Origin of the sequence: Acinetobacter sp. NCu2D-2, from assembly GCF_001647675.1 — a bacterium.
Taxonomy (GTDB): Bacteria; Pseudomonadota; Gammaproteobacteria; order Pseudomonadales; family Moraxellaceae; genus Acinetobacter.
On the sequence record NZ_CP015594.1, the window covers coordinates 677,378 to 695,984 of the forward strand.

An 18,607-nucleotide genomic window follows, 5' to 3' on the forward strand; every position below is an offset into this window, starting at 1 on the left:
CCGCAGATCATCAGCGGTTTTATTTTAGTGATAACCCGAATCCTGCTTAAGCCGATGATTCCTTAATTTGAATTGTTGGCTTATTTCGATGGGTTAATTGATATGCACATAGTGAGGCGTAAATTCCACTCAGAAATCCATGAAGACTACGTGCTTTACTCGTCACTAAATTGTATTGCCCCTTCAATAAGCTGAATAATGTTTCTATTTTATTGCGTTGTCTTAGGTGATATTCATCTGATGCACAGAGTTGAATAGCCTGCATATTCTTCCGATGATAAGTAATTAAATCAATACCTTGATCTTTCAATCTAATTTTTAATTCTTGGCTGATGTAGCCCCGATCCCCGTAAAGTTTTGCTTCTATACCAGCAACCAATTGCTCAACCATTTTTATGTCAGCAACATGTCCATTCGATAAAGCAGAACAGGCAATTTCACCAAATTGATTCATTGCAATATGTAATTTACAGCCATAAAACCAGCCCATTGAGCTTCTACCACGTGATGCAATTTGGATTAATGATTTATGACGCTGAATACGTTGATTTTTACAAACTGGCAGAGTTGTTGAATCAATCCATAAATATTGTGTACCTTGGCCTTTCATCAGTGCCACATGTAAAGCGTGTAGAGCTAATTCATGCATATTGATCAGATGAATCATCCTTTGATAGCAAGGCAAGTACTTAAATAAATGGCTTTTATCTTCTTTTAACCAGCTGAAAAAGGCTTTGAAATTATTGAAATGAGAGCATTTGTACCAAATGGCAATAAAGCAGATTTCTGAAATTGTAAGTTGAGCAGTTCTGATTCTTAAGGAACCACGGTTTTGTTTGAGAAACTCCCAATAAGTTGCTTCAAATTTAAGAAAGAAATCATCAATTACGCAAAATAATTCGGTACTATTAAACATCAGGACTAGAGTTGTGAGTTTTGTGTGGTAACTCAACTGATGGCTCTAGTCCTCTTATTTTTCAAGTCAATTTCTTATCCGCGATTCGGGTTAGTGATATGTATGCAGCAGAATATTAGTGGGTAGAATAATGACTAATAATCAGTGTAAAAACTCGCTACAATAATGGTATGCATAAAACCGATGGTCACTCATTGGTTTTAATTCTTTTAGGACAATGTATTCGAGGCGAATGTGTCATCTATTACTGATCTGTCAAATCATCCATTGACTCAAGCACAACATCGTATTCATCAAGATTTATTGACAGCTTTAGATGCCTTTTCTATTCCAGAGCCATTAAAGTCAGCAGTTCATCATGCGGTGATGTTGGGCGGTAAACGTGTTCGTCCTGCATTAAGCTATGCTACGGCTGCTCTAAAGCCAAATCAAAATCAAGCCGCTGTGCGTCGTGCCGCGGTGGCAATTGAATTTATTCATTGTTATTCCTTAGCACATGATGATTTACCCTGTATGGACAATGACCAGTTACGTCGTGGTCAGCCAACCTGTCATGTTGCATTTGGTGAAGATACGGCTTTACTTGCAGGTGATATTTTACAGTCTATGGCCTTTGAAATTTTGGGGAGCCGACTGTTTGATCAGGGACCTGCAGTCGATGCTGCGATTGTATTAAAACAAATGCAAATTCTAGCAACTGCCTCTTCAAAAATGGTCAATGGTCAGGTGCTTGATTTGCAAGCGGAAGGCAAGCAGATTGATCAACACGCCTTGGAAAATATTCACCGTAATAAAACAGGTGCGCTAATTTCAGCGGCAATTATGATGGCTGCTGTGACAATTTTTGAAGGAACTGATTTAGCTATTCCAAAATTACGTGAGTTCGCTCAAGCGATTGGTTTGGCATTCCAAGTTCAAGATGACATCTTAGATATTATTTCTGACACTGAAGTTTTGGGTAAAACTGCAGGTAAAGATCAGCAAGTTGAAAAATCGACGTATCCTGCGCTTATGGGATTAGATCAAGCTCAAGCGTATGCCAAAGACTTACATGAACAAGCATTGGCTGCACTAGCGTATTTCGAACCTGCTCAAGCAGAAGAGTTACTGGCGATTACGCAGTTCTTATTGCATCGTAAAAGCTAAAGCGTTGAAATAAAAAAAAGAGGACATGAAGTCCTCTTTTTTTTGAATCTGTTTTTATTTGGTTTCGTTATACAAACGCTCAGCTTGTTCGAAACGGTCAGTGACTTCTTTGCCTGGTGCTTTGCCCATCAGGCTGACAATGACGATTGAAAGCATAGACAGGATAAAGCCTGGAATGATTTCATAGAGGCCTGTGTCGCCAAATAGGTTTTTCCACAGAATCACGACAACTGCACCAACAATCATCCCTGCAAGTGCGCCATTTAATGTCATACGCTTCCACATCAGCGATAATATAATCAATGGACCAAATGCAGCACCAAAACCTGCCCATGCATAAGCGACTAAACCTAAGACTTTTGAAGCAGGATTACCTGCCATCCAAATCGCAAGAATCGAAATCAGAAGCACCATTAAACGGCCAACCCAAATCAACTCTTTTTGCGTTGCAGATTTACGTATGAACGATTTATAGAAATCTTCCGTCAACGTACTTGAACATACCAACAGCTGACAACTTAGCGTACTCATTACCGCAGCTAAAATTGCTGCGAGTACAATTCCTGCAACCCATGGATTAAATAGAATTTTGGTTAATTCCATAAAGACGGTTTCAGGGTTTGCATTGACCACACTTGCAAGTTCTGGATGCTGTTGGAAGTAAGCAATACCAAAGAAACCAGCAGCAACTGCGCCGCCCAAACATAGTGTCATCCATGTCATACCAATGCGACGTGCATTTGGAATAGATTTTACTGAGTCTGCAGCCATGAAACGTACAAGAATATGCGGTTGACCAAAGTAACCTAAGCCCCATGCCAATAATGACAAGATCGCTACGCCACTTAAATTTTGTACCATATCGAATGCAGCAGGTCGTGCAGCTTCAAGTGCTAAAGTCACTTGTGACATATCGCTGAACGTAAGGATGGTGACAATAGGCGTTAGCAATAAGGCAAAAATCATAAAGGTGGCTTGGATGGTATCTGTCCAAGATACTGCCAAGAAGCCACCAATGAATACATAGCTAATGGTGGCAATCGCGCTGATCCAAAGTGCTGTGCTATACGACATATCGAACATACTTTCGAAGAGTCGAGCACCAGCGACCATGCCTGAAGCACAGTAAATGGCAAAGAAAATTAAAATAACAACAGCTGAAACGATTCGTAGGATTTTCTTTTGATCATTAAAACGGTTGGAAAAATAATCGGGTAGCGTCAGTGCGTTATTTTGCACTTCAGTATGTACACGCAAACGACCTGCAACCAAAAGCCAGTTCAGCCATGCACCCGCAATTAAACCAATCGCAATCCACATTTCAGACAAACCTGAAAGATAGATCGCACCTGGTAGACCCATGAGTAGCCAGCCACTCATGTCAGAAGCGCCTGCAGAAAGTGCAGTAACAAAACTACCTAAACGACGGCCCCCTAAAATATAGTCAGAAAAGTTTGTTGTCGCACGATACGCCATCAATCCGACGACGACCATAATGACAATATATAAAAGAAAGGTGATTAAAGTTGGATTTAGGGAGCTCATACAATATCCATTTTCGAGTTGGACTGTAAATCGAAATAGGGACTACGTTTAGATAACTTAGCGGAAATGCGAGATTTCGCTAGCGCTGCAGCCCAAAACATTACAAAAAATTAACGCGAAATTTAACCATAAATTCGCATGTTTTGCAGAGTTTTTATCGGCTTTATAGACAATAGGCAGCTCGAAAGCTGCCTATTTAGATGAATCTACAAAATTTTTTAATTATTTCGACCCATGACACCACGAATGGTATTCATAATGTCGGCTGGTAATACCACCGTCTTGGCATTTGGAGATTTCGACATATCTTGCATCGCTTTGACATATTGCTCACCCAACAAGTAGGCAACAGGAATTTCTTTATCACCGACTGCTGAAGTCACCATCTCAATAGCACGCTGTGACGATTCAGCCAAAACTACTTGTGCTTCGGCATCACGACGCGATGCTTCTAAACGACCATCCGCTTCTAAGATTGCTGCTTGTTTTTCACCATCGGCTTTGGTCACAGTCGCACGACGCTGACGCTCAGCAGCTGCTTGTTCTTCCATTGCGGCTTGCATGGTATGAGACGGCTTAATATCCTGAATTTCGACCGTCTTTAAGGTAATTCCCCAATCTGAAATATCATCAGAAATCGCAGCTTTCAATTTGGCTTTAATATGATCACGTGATGACAAAGCATCATCTAAATCCATTTCACCGACAATTGAACGTAAAGAGGTTTGAACCAGGTTTTGAATTGCCCATGTGTAGTTCTCAATACCATAGACTGCTTTTTCAGGTGTGGTCAGATTGATATATGCCACGGCATTCATAAGTAATACAGCATTGTCGCGTGTGATCACTTCCTGAGACGGAATATCAAGCACGATATCTTTGGTGGTAACTTTGTAGGCAACATCATCAATATAAGGAATCACAAAGTTGAGACCGGGGCCTAATGTGGTGTGATATTTACCGAGACGTTGCACAATCCATTTATAGCCTTGAGGCACAATACGAACACCTTTAAAAATAGTGATCGCCACAAAAGCTAAGAATGCGATAACAATGATTGCTCCAGCAGACATAATTTATATACCCTTTTCGTTTTCGTAATTTTTAGTGTGGTTCTGAACCACAAGATCATTTCCTAAAATATCCACCACTCGAACACGGTCACCCACATGAACAGGTGTTAAGGTGCGGCAAGACCATTCATCTGAACCGAGTACAGGTAGCGGAAAGCGGACTTTGACTTGGTCATGGTCTAGGTTGACTTGGATCACCATACCGACTTGACCAATGGTTGCCTCTCGCGACAAGCCCGCTTTGGTTTTATCGGTTGATAATGGCTTAATAAATTTAAACCAAGCCACTGTGCACAGAATTGAAAAGAAAATCCAAATCAGAATTTGTAGATTCATTCCCATGCTCGGGAAGATCCAAAATAAAACACCAACCAATATTGCCCCAATCCCAAACCAGAGAGCAGCAAATGCAGGTAAAATCAGCTCAGACAAAATTAAGGCAATGCCCAAAACAAACCAATGCCACGGTTCCAAAACAAATTCCATAAACAGACCTTTGTATTTAAATGGATTTAATCATCATTTTTATCAACCATGAGACTGACTGTAGCAGATCGTGTCTTAAATACAAAACCTGATGAAAGATTGAGTTAAAGTCTGAGCGATGACTTAAAGGAATTAAGCATTGAACCGAAGTGTTTTAAAAAATTAAAGCTAGACAGCTTTAGGGATTTTTCTTCATATGTTTTTGCAAAGGCTTCGCCACCCATTCAGGATTCTTTGCGGACATTTTCCCATCATAATGTTTCAAGATCGCTTCTAGATCAGCTTCAAAATCACCTGTGGTATGAAATACACCAAGGATATGAATTGTTTTTATATCGTAGTCGAAGCTAAACATGACAACGGGTAAGCCAGCACCATGTGCAATATGATAAAAACCACTACGGATTTTTTCAGGGGCTTTGCGGGAACCTTCAGGTGCCATACCGACCCAAATCTGTTCTTTCTGTTGAATGATATCAATAATTTGTTGAGTTTGACCTTTTGGCGTGTCGCGTACGACAGGAATAACACCGACCCATTCTAAGACAGGTTTGAGTGGTGTTCTAAATAAACTGTCTTTACCAAAAATGGTGATATCAATACCCAGTCCCAGTAACGCATTAAAGCCTAACCAAGCATCTATATTCGAAGTATGCGGAGAGATAATCGCCACAGCTTTGGCAAGATTGGGGAATTCACCCTCAAATTTCCAGCCTTGAGCTAAAAATAAGCGTTTAAAAAATTCACGACTCAAATGACTTCCACGGCTTGGAACAAGGGGAGGAAGTTGAGGGAATTTCGTTTCGCTCATAAGGAGTACCTATCTCAATATAATTGTATTTTTTGAATTTTCTACTTTTTAATGTACTTTTTCATTGGCAGAATGTGTTGCTATAAAGATCATCATAATGGCTATTTTTGCCAAACGTAAGGCGAAATTGTATGCAAAATATTTACCTACTGTTATTTAGCCTGTATTGGGCACAAGGCTTACCAGTCGGGTTTATGACGCATGCATTACCTGTGATTTTACGTGCAGAAGGTGTGTCACTGACGCACATTGGTGGTTTTGGTCTTCTGATGTTGCCATGGTCGATTAAAGTCTTTTGGGCACCGTTGGTCGACCGTTACGGTTTACGATCTTTAGGACATTATCGAAGTTGGATTATACCCACCCAATTACTGACAGTGGGTGTGCTTATCCTTTTATCCTTCATGCCGATCCATTCTCTAGATCAACCATTATATTTATTGCTGTTTTTTATCAGTCTATTACTTATGAATAGTGTAGGGGCGACGCAAGATATTGCCACCGATGGACTCGCAGTAAAGATGTTGAAAGGCGAACAGCAGCAGTGGGGAAATACCTTTCAAGTTGTGGGTTCCCGTTTAGGTTTTATTGTGGGCGGGGGCGCCGTTTTATGGTTGTTGGATCTATTGCAATGGCAACAGACTTTTCTGTGTTTAGCTTTATTGGTGGCTTTAAATACCATTCCAATTTTCTTTTTCAAAGAAGCAAGTCTGAAGCAAAATCAGTTAAAGCAAGTTCAGCCGTCCTTTCACTTGAAGTCATACTTTCAATATTTCCTTAATAATACTGATATTCGACGATGGTTTGTGGTTTTACTGACGTTTAAGATTGCTGATGGGCTTTCAGGACCTTTATTAAAGCCTTTGATGATTGATTTGGGATTAAGTTTTAGTCAAATCGGTGTTTATGTGACGATGCTTGGTGCGGGGGCAGCATTGATCGGTGCAGGCTTGGCAGGTCTATTATTAAAATACATTTCACGTCGAAAAACGCTCATTATTTTTTCACTTATCAAAATTCTGAGTTTGGCGGCTTATTGGTGGCTTTCGATGCAATATTTAGCGCAGAAAAATGTAAATGAACGGGTGATTTATATCATCAATGCGGCTGAAGATATGGCTTCCGCAATGCTACTGGTAGTCATGCTGACATTGATTATGCAATACAGTCGTAAAGCTTTTGCAGCGACTGATTTCACTTTTCAAGTGGCGATTATGGCAACCGTGAGTGGTGGGCTTTATACCTTAAGTGGGATTGTGGCAGATCAATTGGGTTATATGACATATATGGCAATTATTGTGGCGATTGCGATTTTATGTCTAATCCCTATTTTGCGCTGGAAAAATCAGTCTCAGGCATGAAAATCAATATTTCCGATGAAAAACGGTCAAAAAATGCTTGCTTAGCCTAAAGTACTAAATGGAATATATAAATAATATTTTAATAATTTTGTAATATAAGGCGTGTGTGTAATATTCGTTACAAAATAATTCTAGGACATTTTTAAGATGAAAACTCAGTTAGCAACAGCAATCGCACTTAGCCTTTTAGCGGGGACTACATTTGCAGCACCAACTTTCTACGGTGAAATTGATGCGTCTATTGACTACTTACCTGAAGATAATAAAGCGCCAGTAGCAGATAAAGACGTTGTAGAACTTAGCTCGAACAGCTCGTTTGTAGGTTTGAAAGGTGAAGAAAAATTAACTGACCGTTTAAATGCGATTTACGCGATTGAATGGGCATTTAACTCTGATGCAGAAGGTTCTGATTGGTCTCAACGTAACCGTTTTGTAGGTTTGAAAGATGCAAAATTGGGTACATTAAAAGTTGGTGCGCATGACACACCATTGAAACAACTTTCTAGCCCAGTAGATACTTTTAACAACTACGTAGGTAACAAAGCTGACGTTACAGGCATCATGACGGGTGAAACTCGTTTAGCTAACGCTGTAGTATATGAATCACCAGCTTTTGCAGTTGCAGATGGTAAAGTCCAAGCGAATGTATTATTGGCAACTGGCGAAAATAAAAAAGCTGAAAAAGGTAATGGTGCATCAAAAGCAGCAGGTCGTGGTTTAGGTGATACTTGGTCAGCTTCTTTAGTTTACAACAGCCCAGTAGTTGTGGCAGGTCTTGCATACGATAAAGCTGTACCAACAACATTTGCCGGTCGTGGTTTTGATAATGCAACTGCTCCTGAAGCAGTTCAAAGTGGATTATTTGCTTCTGCAAATACTTTACGTGCGATTGGTCGTGTGAATTTAGATGGAGGTTTGGCACTTAAAGCACTTTATCAAACTTCTGAAGTTGAAACTGCTGAAGGTAATGCTGCAGGTTCAGAGTTTATTGATGATGCTCAAGGTTGGTTAGTAGGTGCTGAATATAACATTCCAACTGCAAAAGCTTGGACTGTGAAAGCACAATATAGCCAAAACACAACTTCATTCACAAACAATCAACCTGATTTTGAAGCGTCACAAATTTTTGTTGGCGCAGACTATGCATTTAACAAACAAGTGAAAGCGTATGGCTATGCAGGTTACTTAACACTTGAAAAAGGTTCTGATGAGACTAAACAACCAGTGGTTGGTACTGGTCTTGAATACAAATTCTAATATTTGATTCAATCAGAATAGAAAAAGGCGATCTAACAAGGTCGCCTTTTTTATTTCAGGTTTCATAACTTTCAGATTTCATAATACTGGCAAAGGACGTTCTTGATAGAGCAAATTGAGTAGCACAATTACATTTTTTCAAACGTAATCCATCTTTGCCCATTTTTTCAGGCTTAAGTTTGAGTAGCCAACGCAATTTATAACCTGTACGGGCAATATCTTGATAAGTTTTAGAATGTACATCTAAGGCATTTAATAAAATGTGTTTGACTGATGAAAGTTCGCTTTCTTCAAAGCGTTGAGCGGTTGAGAAAATCAAACATAGCCAATCTCGAGTTTGGCAATCCTCTATAGACAATATCTGCCCTGGATCAGTTTCAAAATCGATAAAAGCAAACTGCTGCTGATCATCAATTAAAATATTGCGTGCAAATGCTTCGCTTAAATAACTCTTTTTTGCGTGAATCTCAGCAATCGCGGTCACCACTTTTTCAAATAAAGCCAAGCGAGCTTCACTCGAACGCTGTTGCTGTAGTGCCGTTTCGAGTTGTACAACATGATGACCTGAATCTGCTGCATCTTTTAACAAAACCGCGTTATCCCGATAAGCTAGGATTTCAGGCACATTAATCCCAAGCTTACGCAGATTCTTTAATCGACTGACCTCACAGGCAATCGCACCTGCACCACCCGTATTGGGAACGGGTGCAAGCATCGATAAGCCGAGTAAGCGAGAAAACCAGCATAAGGGTAGGTAAATCCAAGTCGAATGTCGCTTGTTAGCTTTTTTAAGCCAGACTTTTTGTTCTCGATAATAATGAGCTGCGACAGGTTCACTTTGAAGTTGGGAGGCTGTTCTTAAAAATACATCATATTTACCGGGCATAAAGTCTTTGAACCAAATAAATAAGTTGTAGTTATTATAGAAATAGGCATTTCTACTCCAGTTATAGATATGTAAATCAACAACTTAAATGCATGATTCAATTTAAGTCGATGATATCAAGCTGAATATTTGTACTTTGGTTACTATATTTTGAGGAAATATCTGAATAAATGAAGAAAGATATTGGTGATTGAGAACTTAACTACTACAGAGTGTTTAAAGTCAGATACATAGATATGCTTAGCGGGTATGTAGCAAAAGGAATGTGCGTCTACATGCTAAAGTAACGCAAAAGTAAAATGGATAGGCTATGACGATTCAAGCTGTTATTTTTGATTTAGATAATACCTTAACGCATCGTGATTTAAGTATTCAGGCATATTGCCAACATTTAGCGAGGCATTACGCAGATCGGTTGTCATCTCCGCAGTTCGAACAGATGACAGACATTGTTCGGCGTATCGATAATGGTGGCTATCCAAAAAAAGAATTACTCACTCACCCAAGTATTGGTGCATCGGTAGCCTATGCTTTATTAAAAGAATTGAATTGGAAAAATCCTCCCGATTTAGATGAACTATCTGCATTTTGGTTTGCCGAATTTGGCAAATGCGCAGTTGCGATGCCGCATGTATCCGAAGTTTTAGAGCAGTTAAAAAGTCAAAATTATAAGTTAGGGATTATTTCAAATGGCGCGCATGAAACCCGTATGAACATTATCCAAGGTTTGGGAATAGCACATTATTTTGAGGTAATTGTCAGCTCTGGGGCTTTTGGTAAAAGTAAACCACATCCTGAAATCTTCTTGCATACGGCTCAATTGCTGGACACAGCACCAGAGGATTGTCTTTATATTGGTGATCATCCAATCAATGATGTGCAAGGTGCCAAAAGTGCAGGCATGCAAGTGCTTTGGTTAGAAGGTTTTCATCCTGAACCGAAGAATAAGCTCGTTAAAATTGAAAAATTGACCGATATTTTCGGCTTCTTAGCAAATACAGACTCATGCTAAGGCATTGTTTAAATGTCATAAAATAATGTGATGAATTACAAAAAAAAATCTGATAAATCTGAGTAGATAATTTATGATCTATCCATAAAAATTTTTATTCGGATAATGTGTGGCAAATTTTTTTCGATGGGACTCTTTTCGTAATCGAATATTGGTATTGTTTACCGCCATGTCGCTGCTGATTGGCGCGTGTGCAACCATATTCATTGAAAAAGTTGCTTCGGATCAAATGACCAAAGCTATGGGTTTAACCCTTTTTGTGGCTGCAAAAAGTATTAGTAATACTTTGGCAAATTCGCTGAATGAACGTGAACGAGAAATTGTGCTATTAAGCCAATCACCATTGTTCGAAGAAATGGATTTGAACCATCCTCGAATTCAAAAACAATTGGATCAAGTTCAGAAGTCTTATCTTTATTACGCTTGGATGGGTATTGCAGATCCAGAAGGTGAAGTTAAGGTTGCAGCACACCAGTTGTTAGAGGGTGCAGATGTCTCTCAACGCGATTGGTTTATAGAAGGCAAGAAGCAGCCCTATATTGGTGATGTGCACGAGGCCATCTTACTTGCCAAAAAAGTCAAAGCGATTGATCCAGAACAGCCTTTACGTTTTATTGATTTTGCAGCACCTATTGTGGATGCAGAGACTAAAACTTTAAAAGGTGTATTGGCTGTTCATGCAGATTGGAGCTGGGCAAAATCGGTTTTAGAAAGTTCATTAACTGAAAATGCTACTAAACGTGGTGTAGAAGTTTTCATTACCGATAAAAATGGCGAGCTACTTTATCCATATAGTGGTATCGGAAAGATCCAACCACCCGCTTACAATCCGCAAGAAGCTCGACACTTTATTCACAACTGGGGAAGCGAACAGAAATATTTAACAGTCAATTTGCCAGTGATCTCTAATACAGCCACTGATTTGGGTTGGCATGTCGTCATTCGTCAGCCAGTTGAAATTGCGCTGAGTGAAGTGAAAAGCCTGCAATATGAAATGTATGCACTTGGGTTGGCATTTGCACTGATCTTATTATTTTTTACTTATCGACTCGCACGCCGTTTTAGTACACCGATTGAAATTTTGGCACGTAATGCGCGTCTGATTGAAAAAGGTCAGCAAGATATCGACTTTAAAACCAATAATTCGATTCGCGAAATTCGTGTTTTATCAAATGCCTTACGTAGCATGGTGAAAACGCTGTTATTGCAAAAACAACAACTGCAAACTGCAAATGAAAACCTTGAACATAAAGTAAATGAGCGTACGGCCGAGCTGAAAGCTGCAAATACTGAGCTTGAGATGTTAGCAAGTCGTGATGTACTGACGGGTTTAAAAAACCGACGTGCGTTTAATGAGTATATTGAATATTTATTCGCGCAGTTTAAACGCCATCAGCAAAGTTATAGTGTACTTATGCTGGACATTGATTACTTTAAAAAAGTAAATGATAAGTTTGGACATGAGATGGGGGATCATGTACTGCATCAGACAGCAGAAATTATCAATCAATCTGTTCGAAGTACTGACTTTGTTGCACGTTTGGGCGGTGAAGAGTTCATTATCATATTACCATCCACAACAGCTAAAGCGGCATTTAACATCGCTGAGAAAATTCGCCATCAAGTGGCTCAAGCAACCATTATTTCAGACTATGTATTGACATTGAGTATTGGGGTGAGTGAAGTCGTTAATATGGATGAACTGGCAAATGCAGCAGTGAGACGTGCCGATCAAGCACTGTATATGGCAAAAGCACAAGGTCGTAATCAGGTGGTCATGATGAATAAATCAGCTGAATAAATCCGATAAATTTTCTACACGGGAAATATTTTTAAAATTAAATACTATTTTTATTTTTTAAATATCTGATATTTTAGATTTGTAGCTAAATAATGTTTTTAATCACATAAATAATCATAAAACAGCATAAAATATAATCTTTTGAAAATCCTATAAAGTAGTTTTGATGGGCTTTGTTGCACAAAGATTTGAAATGCAAAGCGCCCCTAATTGAGCCAAATTTAAGGCGTAACTTGGGTAAGTGGTCGACCTAATTCCGTAAATCTGTTGAGGACTGCTACACGTGCATGAATTTCATTCACCTGACTAGGAAAGCTTCTTGCCATTAATTTATCGCCTAATAATTTGATGCAATACATCTTGGTTTCCACCAAACTGCGGCGATGATAGCCTGACCATTTTTTCCATAATGTCCTGCCTAAACGTTTAACTGTTCGAAGTAATTCATTTCGCTCTAGCGAGCTACTTTTTGTATCTTTCCATGGTTTCGCATTTTTTCTAGGTGGAATCACCGCATGTGCTTGCCGATCTGCAATAACCTTGTCAACGGCATTGCTTGGTGTCATAAGCTCCATCGGTATAAACAGAGTCAATCTGCTCATCTTGTGGAATCTGATTAAGTAAATCACCAAGCACCTGTGAATCACTGACATTATTGGTTGTGAGCTGAATAGCGCGTATTTGTAGGGTTTTGGCATCTATACCAATATGTAGTTTACGCCATTGGCGACGATATTCAGCTCCATGTTTCTTGCGTTTCCATTCGCCCTCACCTAGAAACTTCATGCCTGTAGAGTCTACGAGTAGATGCAGCCCATCGCTACTTTTTTGGTAGCTGATTGCAATATCAATATGCTTTTGTCTTCTACAAAGCGTACTGTAATCTGGTGCGGTCCAATTTAATCCGCAAAGTTTAATCAGACTTTGCACAAAGCCAGTGACCATACGTAAAGATAGACGGAATAAGGATTTAATCATTAAGCAGCATTGGATAGCTGCGTCGGAGTAGGTTTGATTTCGCCCTTGTTTGCCTTTTGATGGAGCATACCATTGCGTAGCAGGATCAAACCAAATGGCAATATTTCCGCGACTCATGAGTGCTCGGTTATATGCGGGCCAATTGGTAGTGCGGTAGATTTTGTGTGTAGGCTTATTCATTTGGAAATTATATCGCTGAAAAAGCCTTTACAGATAGGTTTGTGCAACAAAGCCATTTCATAATAAATATCATTATTAAATTTCATTTAAATAATCGTTTATTTTAATAATTAAATTGATTTTCTATGGGTAAATATTATGAAAAAAATCTTTTATACAGTGCTTATATTAGCATGTGTTTCCACTGTTTAGGCGGATGATTGGGGTTATACCCAAGCGAATGAATGGGGCAAAAATCAAAAATATTCTGCCTGCAATGGTGTCAATCAATCACCCATTAATATTGACCGTACGGTAAAAGCTGAACTTGAACCCTTAAAGTTTAGTTATAACACCATGATTCAATCCATTTAGAATAATGGGCATACCGTTCAGGTCGATTTTTCTGAAGGCGGGATTTTGCATTTGGATGGTGATCAATTTGCTTTAAAGCAATTTCACTTGCATAGCCCGAGTGAAAACCAAATTAAGGGTAAGAGTTATCCTTTAGAAATTCACTTTGTGCATGCCAATGCGAAAGGACAACTCGCAGTAGTAGGGTTGATGTACGCACAAGGTGTAGAAAACCCGATGCTAGCAAAAATGTGGGAACGGTTGCCTAAAACAAAAGGTCAAAAGTTGGTGCTTAACACGCCACAGCCTGTAAATAGCATGTTACCCAAAAATCGTGAGTACTATCGTTTTAGTGGATCATTGACAACGCCACCATGCTCAGAAGGTGTCCGCTGGATTATTATGAAAGAAATTCAATACGCATCTGAGAAGCAAATACGTCAATTTTCAGACTTAATGGGACATCCGAATAACCGTCCGATTCAGCCTTTAAATGGTCGAATCATCGCTGAAAATTAAAATTTTGTGATGTGCTTTTTGGCAGACTTCGGTCTGCCTATTTTTTGCAAATTTTAGCTAGGCATATTGATATAGGGCTAAAATAGCATTTTCTCCTGCTGTCTATTTGTTTATGTCTTTTGAGCTTAAAACCACGCTACAAACAGGGCTTGAACTTGCCCCACAGCATCCAAAGTTAAATCGTTTAATTGATGAAATTGAACAGCAAAAACAGCTATTACTTGCATGGCAAAATGCTAAAGATGAAATTCGTGGCTACAGTCAAAAGGCACTGATGCCTGCTTATCGTGAGCTATACAATACCTTGTATGAACAGATGCTGACCTTGTGGAATAGCCTAAGTTGCTATGATTTAAGCAGATCTGATAGCGCCGTAGTGGAAGATAAAATTCAAACTTTAGTGCGTTTACTGCAAGGCTCACATTTACTGACTCAAAAGCAGCGCGATGAAGTCGAAAAGATGCATGCGTACTATATGCAGGCAGATGAATACAGCAAGAAAAAAAACAAGAAGAAAAATATAGACACTTTTGATGAGCCTGAAACTGAAACAGTCCAAGCCGATGATGTATTTGAAGATTGGAATAATGATCAATACCAACAAGCACGTGAGCAAGCCAAGTTAAAACGTCAGCAAGAAAAACAAGCGCAAGCTGAAAAGATGGTGAATCAATCACTCAAAACTGTGTATCTCAAGATTGCTTCCATCATTCACCCTGATCGTGAGCCCGATGAAGCTAAAAAAGAGGAAAAGACCGAGCTTTTACAACGTGCCAATGAAGCATACGAACAGGAAGATTTATTCTTTTTACTGAAACTTCAGCTTGAAGTTGAGCAAAGTAAAAACGGTTCAAACAAAGGTTTAAGCACAGAACAATTCAAGTTTTACCAACAGGCGTTAGAAGCACAAAGCCAGTCCTTAAAACAGCAGATGCAGGAATTGATTAACTCGCTTGTATGGTCAAATAAAGCCAAAATTACGGTGCAAAAGTCCAAAGGGCAACTCAATATTGAGCAGTTGTATAAACAGATTGATGCGGATGTGTCGAACGTGAAGCATCAGTTAAAAGCGGAGAAGCAACGGCTGAGTTTTATGGGGAAAGAGAGTGGGCTAGGGATGTTGTTGGAGCATGGGGTTTTGTAAAGAATATAGTTTTTTTGAACTAAGCAAAAAGTTTGTATGCTATTCATTATGCTAAAATATTACAGAAATTAAGATTAGCGTTGAAGTCAGTGAATGAGCAATTTAGATTTAAGCATTTATCAAACGAGTGAAAAATTATCGGCACAACAAAAAAAGTTTAATCGGTTGCTTGAAAAAATTGAGCAATTACAAATGGTATTGGCGGACTGGCAACAAACGCAAAAACAAGTTCAAGAGGATGCAAGAGATGAGCTATTACCTGTATATCGTCAGTGGCACCACGTTTTGTTCGCTCAATTAGAGACGCTTTGGCAATATAAAAATACGCATAAAATCGCAAAAACATATTTAGTGCGTTTAGATGAAAAAATTTCAATTTTAGCGAGTCAGCTGCTTAATAATCCGAATCTTTCTGAACAACAACATGAGTTGACGCTTATCATTGCTCAACATTATGAGCTGATAGAAGGAAGTGCTGATGCTGAAGAAGTCAGCTCTCATGTAAATGATCATTCGCATCAAGCGCATGATGCTGATGAAATGATGCAAAAACAAGCCATAAAAGAAATGATAGCAGACCAAATCGGGGTACCCGTAGCTTGGCTTGACTTTGATTTGGATCTCAATAATCTCGACGCGTTTATGGAAAAAGTAAAAGATAAATTAGATCGAGAAGAAGCAAATTTTATTCAAAATCAGCTTAATGAAGATGAGCGTGATGAATATCAAAAGTTTGCTGAAAAGGAAAAAAAGAAAATTTTAAAGAAGCAAACACAGCTTGAAGAAGCGAAAAAAATGGCAGGGCAATCTCTAAAAAGCATTTATTCAAAAATTGCTGCCTTAATTCACCCTGATCGAGAGCAAGATGAACAAAAGCGCATTGAAAAAACCGAATTATTACAGCAAGCAAATGCTGCATTAGAGGAAAAAGATTTGCTTACTCTTTTGAAATTGCGTGTTTTTACAGCGCAAGGTGATCAGGAACAGGCAACAAAAATCGCGAATGAGCATTTGAAATCTTATAATTTATTGTTGGAAGAGCAAGTAGAGAAATTGCAATTTGAAATAGATGATATTATTTATTCATTTGATTGGATCGGCTCTGGTTTTTACAAACAGCGTTTTAAACCTGTTGATTTGATAAAAAAATATCAACGCGATTTAGCAGATATTCAAGCAAAACTGTTAAGAGATGAAAAGCGTTTAAATGATTATAAGGATTTTGATTACTTAAAAATTTTACTGAAAAGCAGAGCATTTAGTTGGTCATTTGAGTAATTTTTAGCATTGATTGTGAGACTGTAAATTAAATTGTGTAATTGCCTGAATTTGCTATGTTCATATTCACAACGGAGTCAGGCAACATGATGAACGAACAAAAACTAAAAGACTTTGCAGCAGAATTTGCTAAAGGAATCAAAACAGAAGACGATCTCAATCAATTCACCCGATTGTTGACTAAACTCACTGTTGAAACGGCTCTCAATGCCGAACTTACCGAACATCTCGGACATGAAAAGAATGCTCGTAAGAACGGTTCAAATGCTCGTAACGGTTATTCCAGTAAGACCGTGCTGAGCGATGATGGTGAGATTGAGATCACCACACCACGAGATCGTGATGGCACATTTGAGCCACAACTAATTAAAAAGAATGAGAAGCACTGCTTCGCAAGGCGTATCACGCAAATGGATAGCCAAATTCTATCCCTTTATGCCAAAGGCATGACTACCCGTGAAATCGTGGCTACTTTCAAAGAAATGTACGATGCTGATGTATCTCCAACGCTTATTTCCAAGGTGACTGATGCTGTTAAGGAGCAAGTCGCTGAATGGCAAAACCGTCCGCTGGATGCACTCTATCCCATCGTCTATATGGACTGTATTGTAGTTAAAGTCCGTCATAATGGCAGTGTTATCAACAAGGCTGTATTCCTTGCCTTAGGCATTAATCTTGATGGACAGAAAGAACTGCTCGGCATGTGGATGGCTGAGAATGAAGGTGCAAAGTTCTGGCTGAATGTCCTGACTGAGCTTAAAAACCGAGGGTTGCAGGATATTCTGATCGCCTGTGTGGATGGACTAAAAGGCTTTCCTGATGCCATTAACAGCGTATACCCGCAAACCCATATCCAGCTGTGCATTATCCATATGCTGCGTAACAGCTTGAAATACGTATCATGGAAAGATTACAAGGCCGTCACTCAGGATTTAAAAGCCGTTTATCAGTCACCTACTGAAGAGGCAGCCTTGATGGCCATGGATCAATTCGCCCAAACATGGGATGACAAGTACCCACAGATCAGCAAAAGCTGGCGTACACACTGGGAGAATCTAAATACCTTCTTTGCTTATCCAGCCGAGATACGCAAAGCCATCTATACCACCAATGCGATCGAATCATTAAACAGCGTAATACGTCAGGCGATCAAAAAGCGTAAAGTCTTTCCAACGGATGATTCTGTACGTAAAGTGATTTACCTGGCAATTGATGCAGCGTCTAAAAAGTGGAATATGCCTATTCGCGACTGGCGTTTAGCCATGAGCCGCTTTATTATTGAATTCGGTGACCGCTTAAGCAATCACCTTTAAATTTATGAAAAGCAATTACACAAAATTATTTACAGGCTCTTGATTGTCATTCAGAGCATCGTCATTTTAACGATGCTTTTTTATGCACTTTAACCCGCTGATTATTCGCCTTCGCCAAATCCATGCGCCACACCGCCACTGATGCAGAACACCTCATGTGGCAACTGCTACGTGCCAAGCGATTTATGAATCTTAAATTTCGTCGTCAGCATGTGATTAAACCTTATATTGTGGATTTTTACTGTCATGAAATTGGTTTGGTGATTGAGTTTGAGAGTAAGTAAAATTGAGAAATCATAAAAAACTTGATTTTTAAATTTTGATTGCTATTATCAAATATAGGTGTCCACCTTACTTACACACGAGTAAAAAAAGACAAAAATCTATTTTTATATTGAATAGTCTATTCTTCTTAATGTTTTCTTTATTTTGTTTCACTATTAGATTCAAAAGTTTAAACGTGTGTCCAAATTTGATTCTAAGAAACAACTTTAAGGATAAACATGTCTACGATCAGCGCATTAGCTTTTGAAATACAGCAAACTACTAAATTTCATGATATTGAGAT

General features: G+C 39.0%; 14 protein-coding genes and 3 pseudogenes. 10 read left to right on the top strand and 7 right to left on the bottom strand.

All coding sequences use genetic code 11. The annotated features are described in order from the left end of the window. Positions 1-46: 46 nt before the first annotated feature. The gene (locus A3K93_RS03140) at positions 47-916 is read right to left on the bottom strand and encodes an IS982 family transposase (RefSeq protein ID WP_035337399.1); all 870 of its coding nucleotides are present in this window, start codon (positions 914-916) and stop codon (positions 47-49) included. Positions 917-1,150: 234 nt separating this feature from the next. Here A3K93_RS03140 and A3K93_RS03145 point away from each other — a divergent pair, with 234 nt between their 5' ends. Then, positions 1,151-2,062 carry a polyprenyl synthetase family protein gene (locus A3K93_RS03145; RefSeq protein WP_067728860.1) on the top strand — a complete coding sequence of 304 codons (912 nt, stop codon included), beginning with the start codon at positions 1,151-1,153 and terminating at the stop codon, positions 2,060-2,062. A gap of 54 nt (positions 2,063-2,116) precedes the next feature. On the opposite strand, the gene putP is transcribed toward A3K93_RS03145, so the two are convergent. From putP to A3K93_RS03165, 4 genes are all read right to left on the bottom strand, one after another. Then, entirely contained in the window at positions 2,117-3,607 is a 1,491-nt protein-coding gene (gene putP, locus A3K93_RS03150) for a sodium/proline symporter PutP (protein ID WP_067728862.1), read from the bottom strand. A 218-nt stretch (positions 3,608-3,825) separates the two neighbouring features. Then, entirely contained in the window at positions 3,826-4,680 is an 855-nt protein-coding gene (locus A3K93_RS03155; protein ID WP_067728864.1) for an SPFH domain-containing protein, read from the bottom strand. Between the two features lie 3 nt (positions 4,681-4,683). Beyond that, positions 4,684-5,166, bottom strand: a complete 483-nt coding sequence (locus tag A3K93_RS03160; RefSeq protein WP_067728866.1) for an NfeD family protein — start codon at positions 5,164-5,166, stop codon at positions 4,684-4,686. Between the two features lie 178 nt (positions 5,167-5,344). Continuing rightward, complete coding sequence (locus A3K93_RS03165) at positions 5,345-5,977, bottom strand: 1-acyl-sn-glycerol-3-phosphate acyltransferase (RefSeq protein ID WP_067728868.1); 633 nt, start codon at positions 5,975-5,977, stop codon at positions 5,345-5,347. A 131-nt stretch (positions 5,978-6,108) separates the two neighbouring features. Here A3K93_RS03165 and A3K93_RS03170 point away from each other — a divergent pair, with 131 nt between their 5' ends. Continuing rightward, positions 6,109-7,338 (top strand): MFS transporter, encoded by a 1,230-nt coding sequence (locus A3K93_RS03170; RefSeq protein ID WP_067728870.1) that lies wholly within the window; start codon positions 6,109-6,111, stop codon positions 7,336-7,338. 147 nt (positions 7,339-7,485) lie between these two features. Next, positions 7,486-8,595, top strand: a complete 1,110-nt coding sequence (locus tag A3K93_RS03175) for a porin (RefSeq protein ID WP_067728872.1) — start codon at positions 7,486-7,488, stop codon at positions 8,593-8,595. A gap of 55 nt (positions 8,596-8,650) precedes the next feature. Here A3K93_RS03175 and A3K93_RS03180 read toward each other — a convergent pair whose 3' ends face one another. After that, positions 8,651-9,481 (bottom strand): lipopolysaccharide kinase InaA family protein, encoded by an 831-nt coding sequence (locus tag A3K93_RS03180; RefSeq protein ID WP_067728874.1) that lies wholly within the window; start codon positions 9,479-9,481, stop codon positions 8,651-8,653. A 310-nt stretch (positions 9,482-9,791) separates the two neighbouring features. Here A3K93_RS03180 and A3K93_RS03185 point away from each other — a divergent pair, with 310 nt between their 5' ends. Then, positions 9,792-10,493 carry an HAD family hydrolase gene (locus A3K93_RS03185; protein ID WP_067728876.1) on the top strand — a complete coding sequence of 234 codons (702 nt, stop codon included), beginning with the start codon at positions 9,792-9,794 and terminating at the stop codon, positions 10,491-10,493. 169 nt (positions 10,494-10,662) lie between these two features. Further along, positions 10,663-12,294, top strand: coding sequence for a sensor domain-containing diguanylate cyclase (locus A3K93_RS03190; protein ID WP_067728878.1), 1,632 nt, complete (start codon positions 10,663-10,665; stop codon positions 12,292-12,294). Positions 12,295-12,515: 221 nt separating this feature from the next. Here A3K93_RS03190 and A3K93_RS03195 read toward each other — a convergent pair. Further along, positions 12,516-13,452: pseudogene (locus A3K93_RS03195) on the bottom strand (IS5-like element IS17 family transposase). Positions 13,453-13,590: 138 nt separating this feature from the next. Here A3K93_RS03195 and A3K93_RS03200 point away from each other — a divergent pair. The 5 genes and pseudogenes from A3K93_RS03200 to A3K93_RS03220 form a co-directional block, all read left to right on the top strand. After that, positions 13,591-14,304, top strand: a pseudogene (locus A3K93_RS03200) (carbonic anhydrase). A gap of 112 nt (positions 14,305-14,416) precedes the next feature. Beyond that, positions 14,417-15,448 carry a molecular chaperone DnaJ gene (locus tag A3K93_RS03205; RefSeq protein WP_067728880.1) on the top strand — a complete coding sequence of 344 codons (1,032 nt, stop codon included), beginning with the start codon at positions 14,417-14,419 and terminating at the stop codon, positions 15,446-15,448. A gap of 93 nt (positions 15,449-15,541) precedes the next feature. After that, a complete protein-coding gene (locus tag A3K93_RS03210) occupies positions 15,542-16,726 on the top strand; it encodes a molecular chaperone DnaJ (protein ID WP_067728882.1) in 1,185 nt (394 codons plus the stop codon). Between the two features lie 89 nt (positions 16,727-16,815). After that, a complete protein-coding gene (locus A3K93_RS03215) occupies positions 16,816-18,039 on the top strand; it encodes an IS256 family transposase (protein WP_067728827.1) in 1,224 nt (407 codons plus the stop codon). Between the two features lie 101 nt (positions 18,040-18,140). Continuing rightward, a pseudogene (locus A3K93_RS03220) lies at positions 18,141-18,314 on the top strand (endonuclease domain-containing protein); the annotation flags it as partial. Positions 18,315-18,607 lie beyond the last annotated feature (293 nt).

What these genes read in the sequence shown, in the direction of transcription:
- A3K93_RS03140 (WP_035337399.1), bottom strand. Translation starts at nt 916, where the DNA reads ATGTTTAATAGTACCGAATTATTTTGCGTAATTGATGATTTCTTTCTT.
- putP (WP_067728862.1), bottom strand. Translation starts at nt 3,607, where the DNA reads ATGAGCTCCCTAAATCCAACTTTAATCACCTTTCTTTTATATATTGTC.
- A3K93_RS03155 (WP_067728864.1), bottom strand. Translation starts at nt 4,680, where the DNA reads ATGTCTGCTGGAGCAATCATTGTTATCGCATTCTTAGCTTTTGTGGCG.
- A3K93_RS03160 (WP_067728866.1), bottom strand. Translation starts at nt 5,166, where the DNA reads ATGGAATTTGTTTTGGAACCGTGGCATTGGTTTGTTTTGGGCATTGCC.
- A3K93_RS03165 (WP_067728868.1), bottom strand. Translation starts at nt 5,977, where the DNA reads ATGAGCGAAACGAAATTCCCTCAACTTCCTCCCCTTGTTCCAAGCCGT.
- A3K93_RS03170 (WP_067728870.1), top strand. Translation starts at nt 6,109, where the DNA reads ATGCAAAATATTTACCTACTGTTATTTAGCCTGTATTGGGCACAAGGC.
- A3K93_RS03175 (WP_067728872.1), top strand. Translation starts at nt 7,486, where the DNA reads ATGAAAACTCAGTTAGCAACAGCAATCGCACTTAGCCTTTTAGCGGGG.
- A3K93_RS03180 (WP_067728874.1), bottom strand. Translation starts at nt 9,481, where the DNA reads ATGCCCGGTAAATATGATGTATTTTTAAGAACAGCCTCCCAACTTCAA.
- A3K93_RS03185 (WP_067728876.1), top strand. Translation starts at nt 9,792, where the DNA reads ATGACGATTCAAGCTGTTATTTTTGATTTAGATAATACCTTAACGCAT.
- A3K93_RS03190 (WP_067728878.1), top strand. Translation starts at nt 10,663, where the DNA reads ATGTCGCTGCTGATTGGCGCGTGTGCAACCATATTCATTGAAAAAGTT.
- A3K93_RS03205 (WP_067728880.1), top strand. Translation starts at nt 14,417, where the DNA reads ATGTCTTTTGAGCTTAAAACCACGCTACAAACAGGGCTTGAACTTGCC.
- A3K93_RS03210 (WP_067728882.1), top strand. Translation starts at nt 15,542, where the DNA reads ATGAGCAATTTAGATTTAAGCATTTATCAAACGAGTGAAAAATTATCG.
- A3K93_RS03215 (WP_067728827.1), top strand. Translation starts at nt 16,816, where the DNA reads ATGAACGAACAAAAACTAAAAGACTTTGCAGCAGAATTTGCTAAAGGA.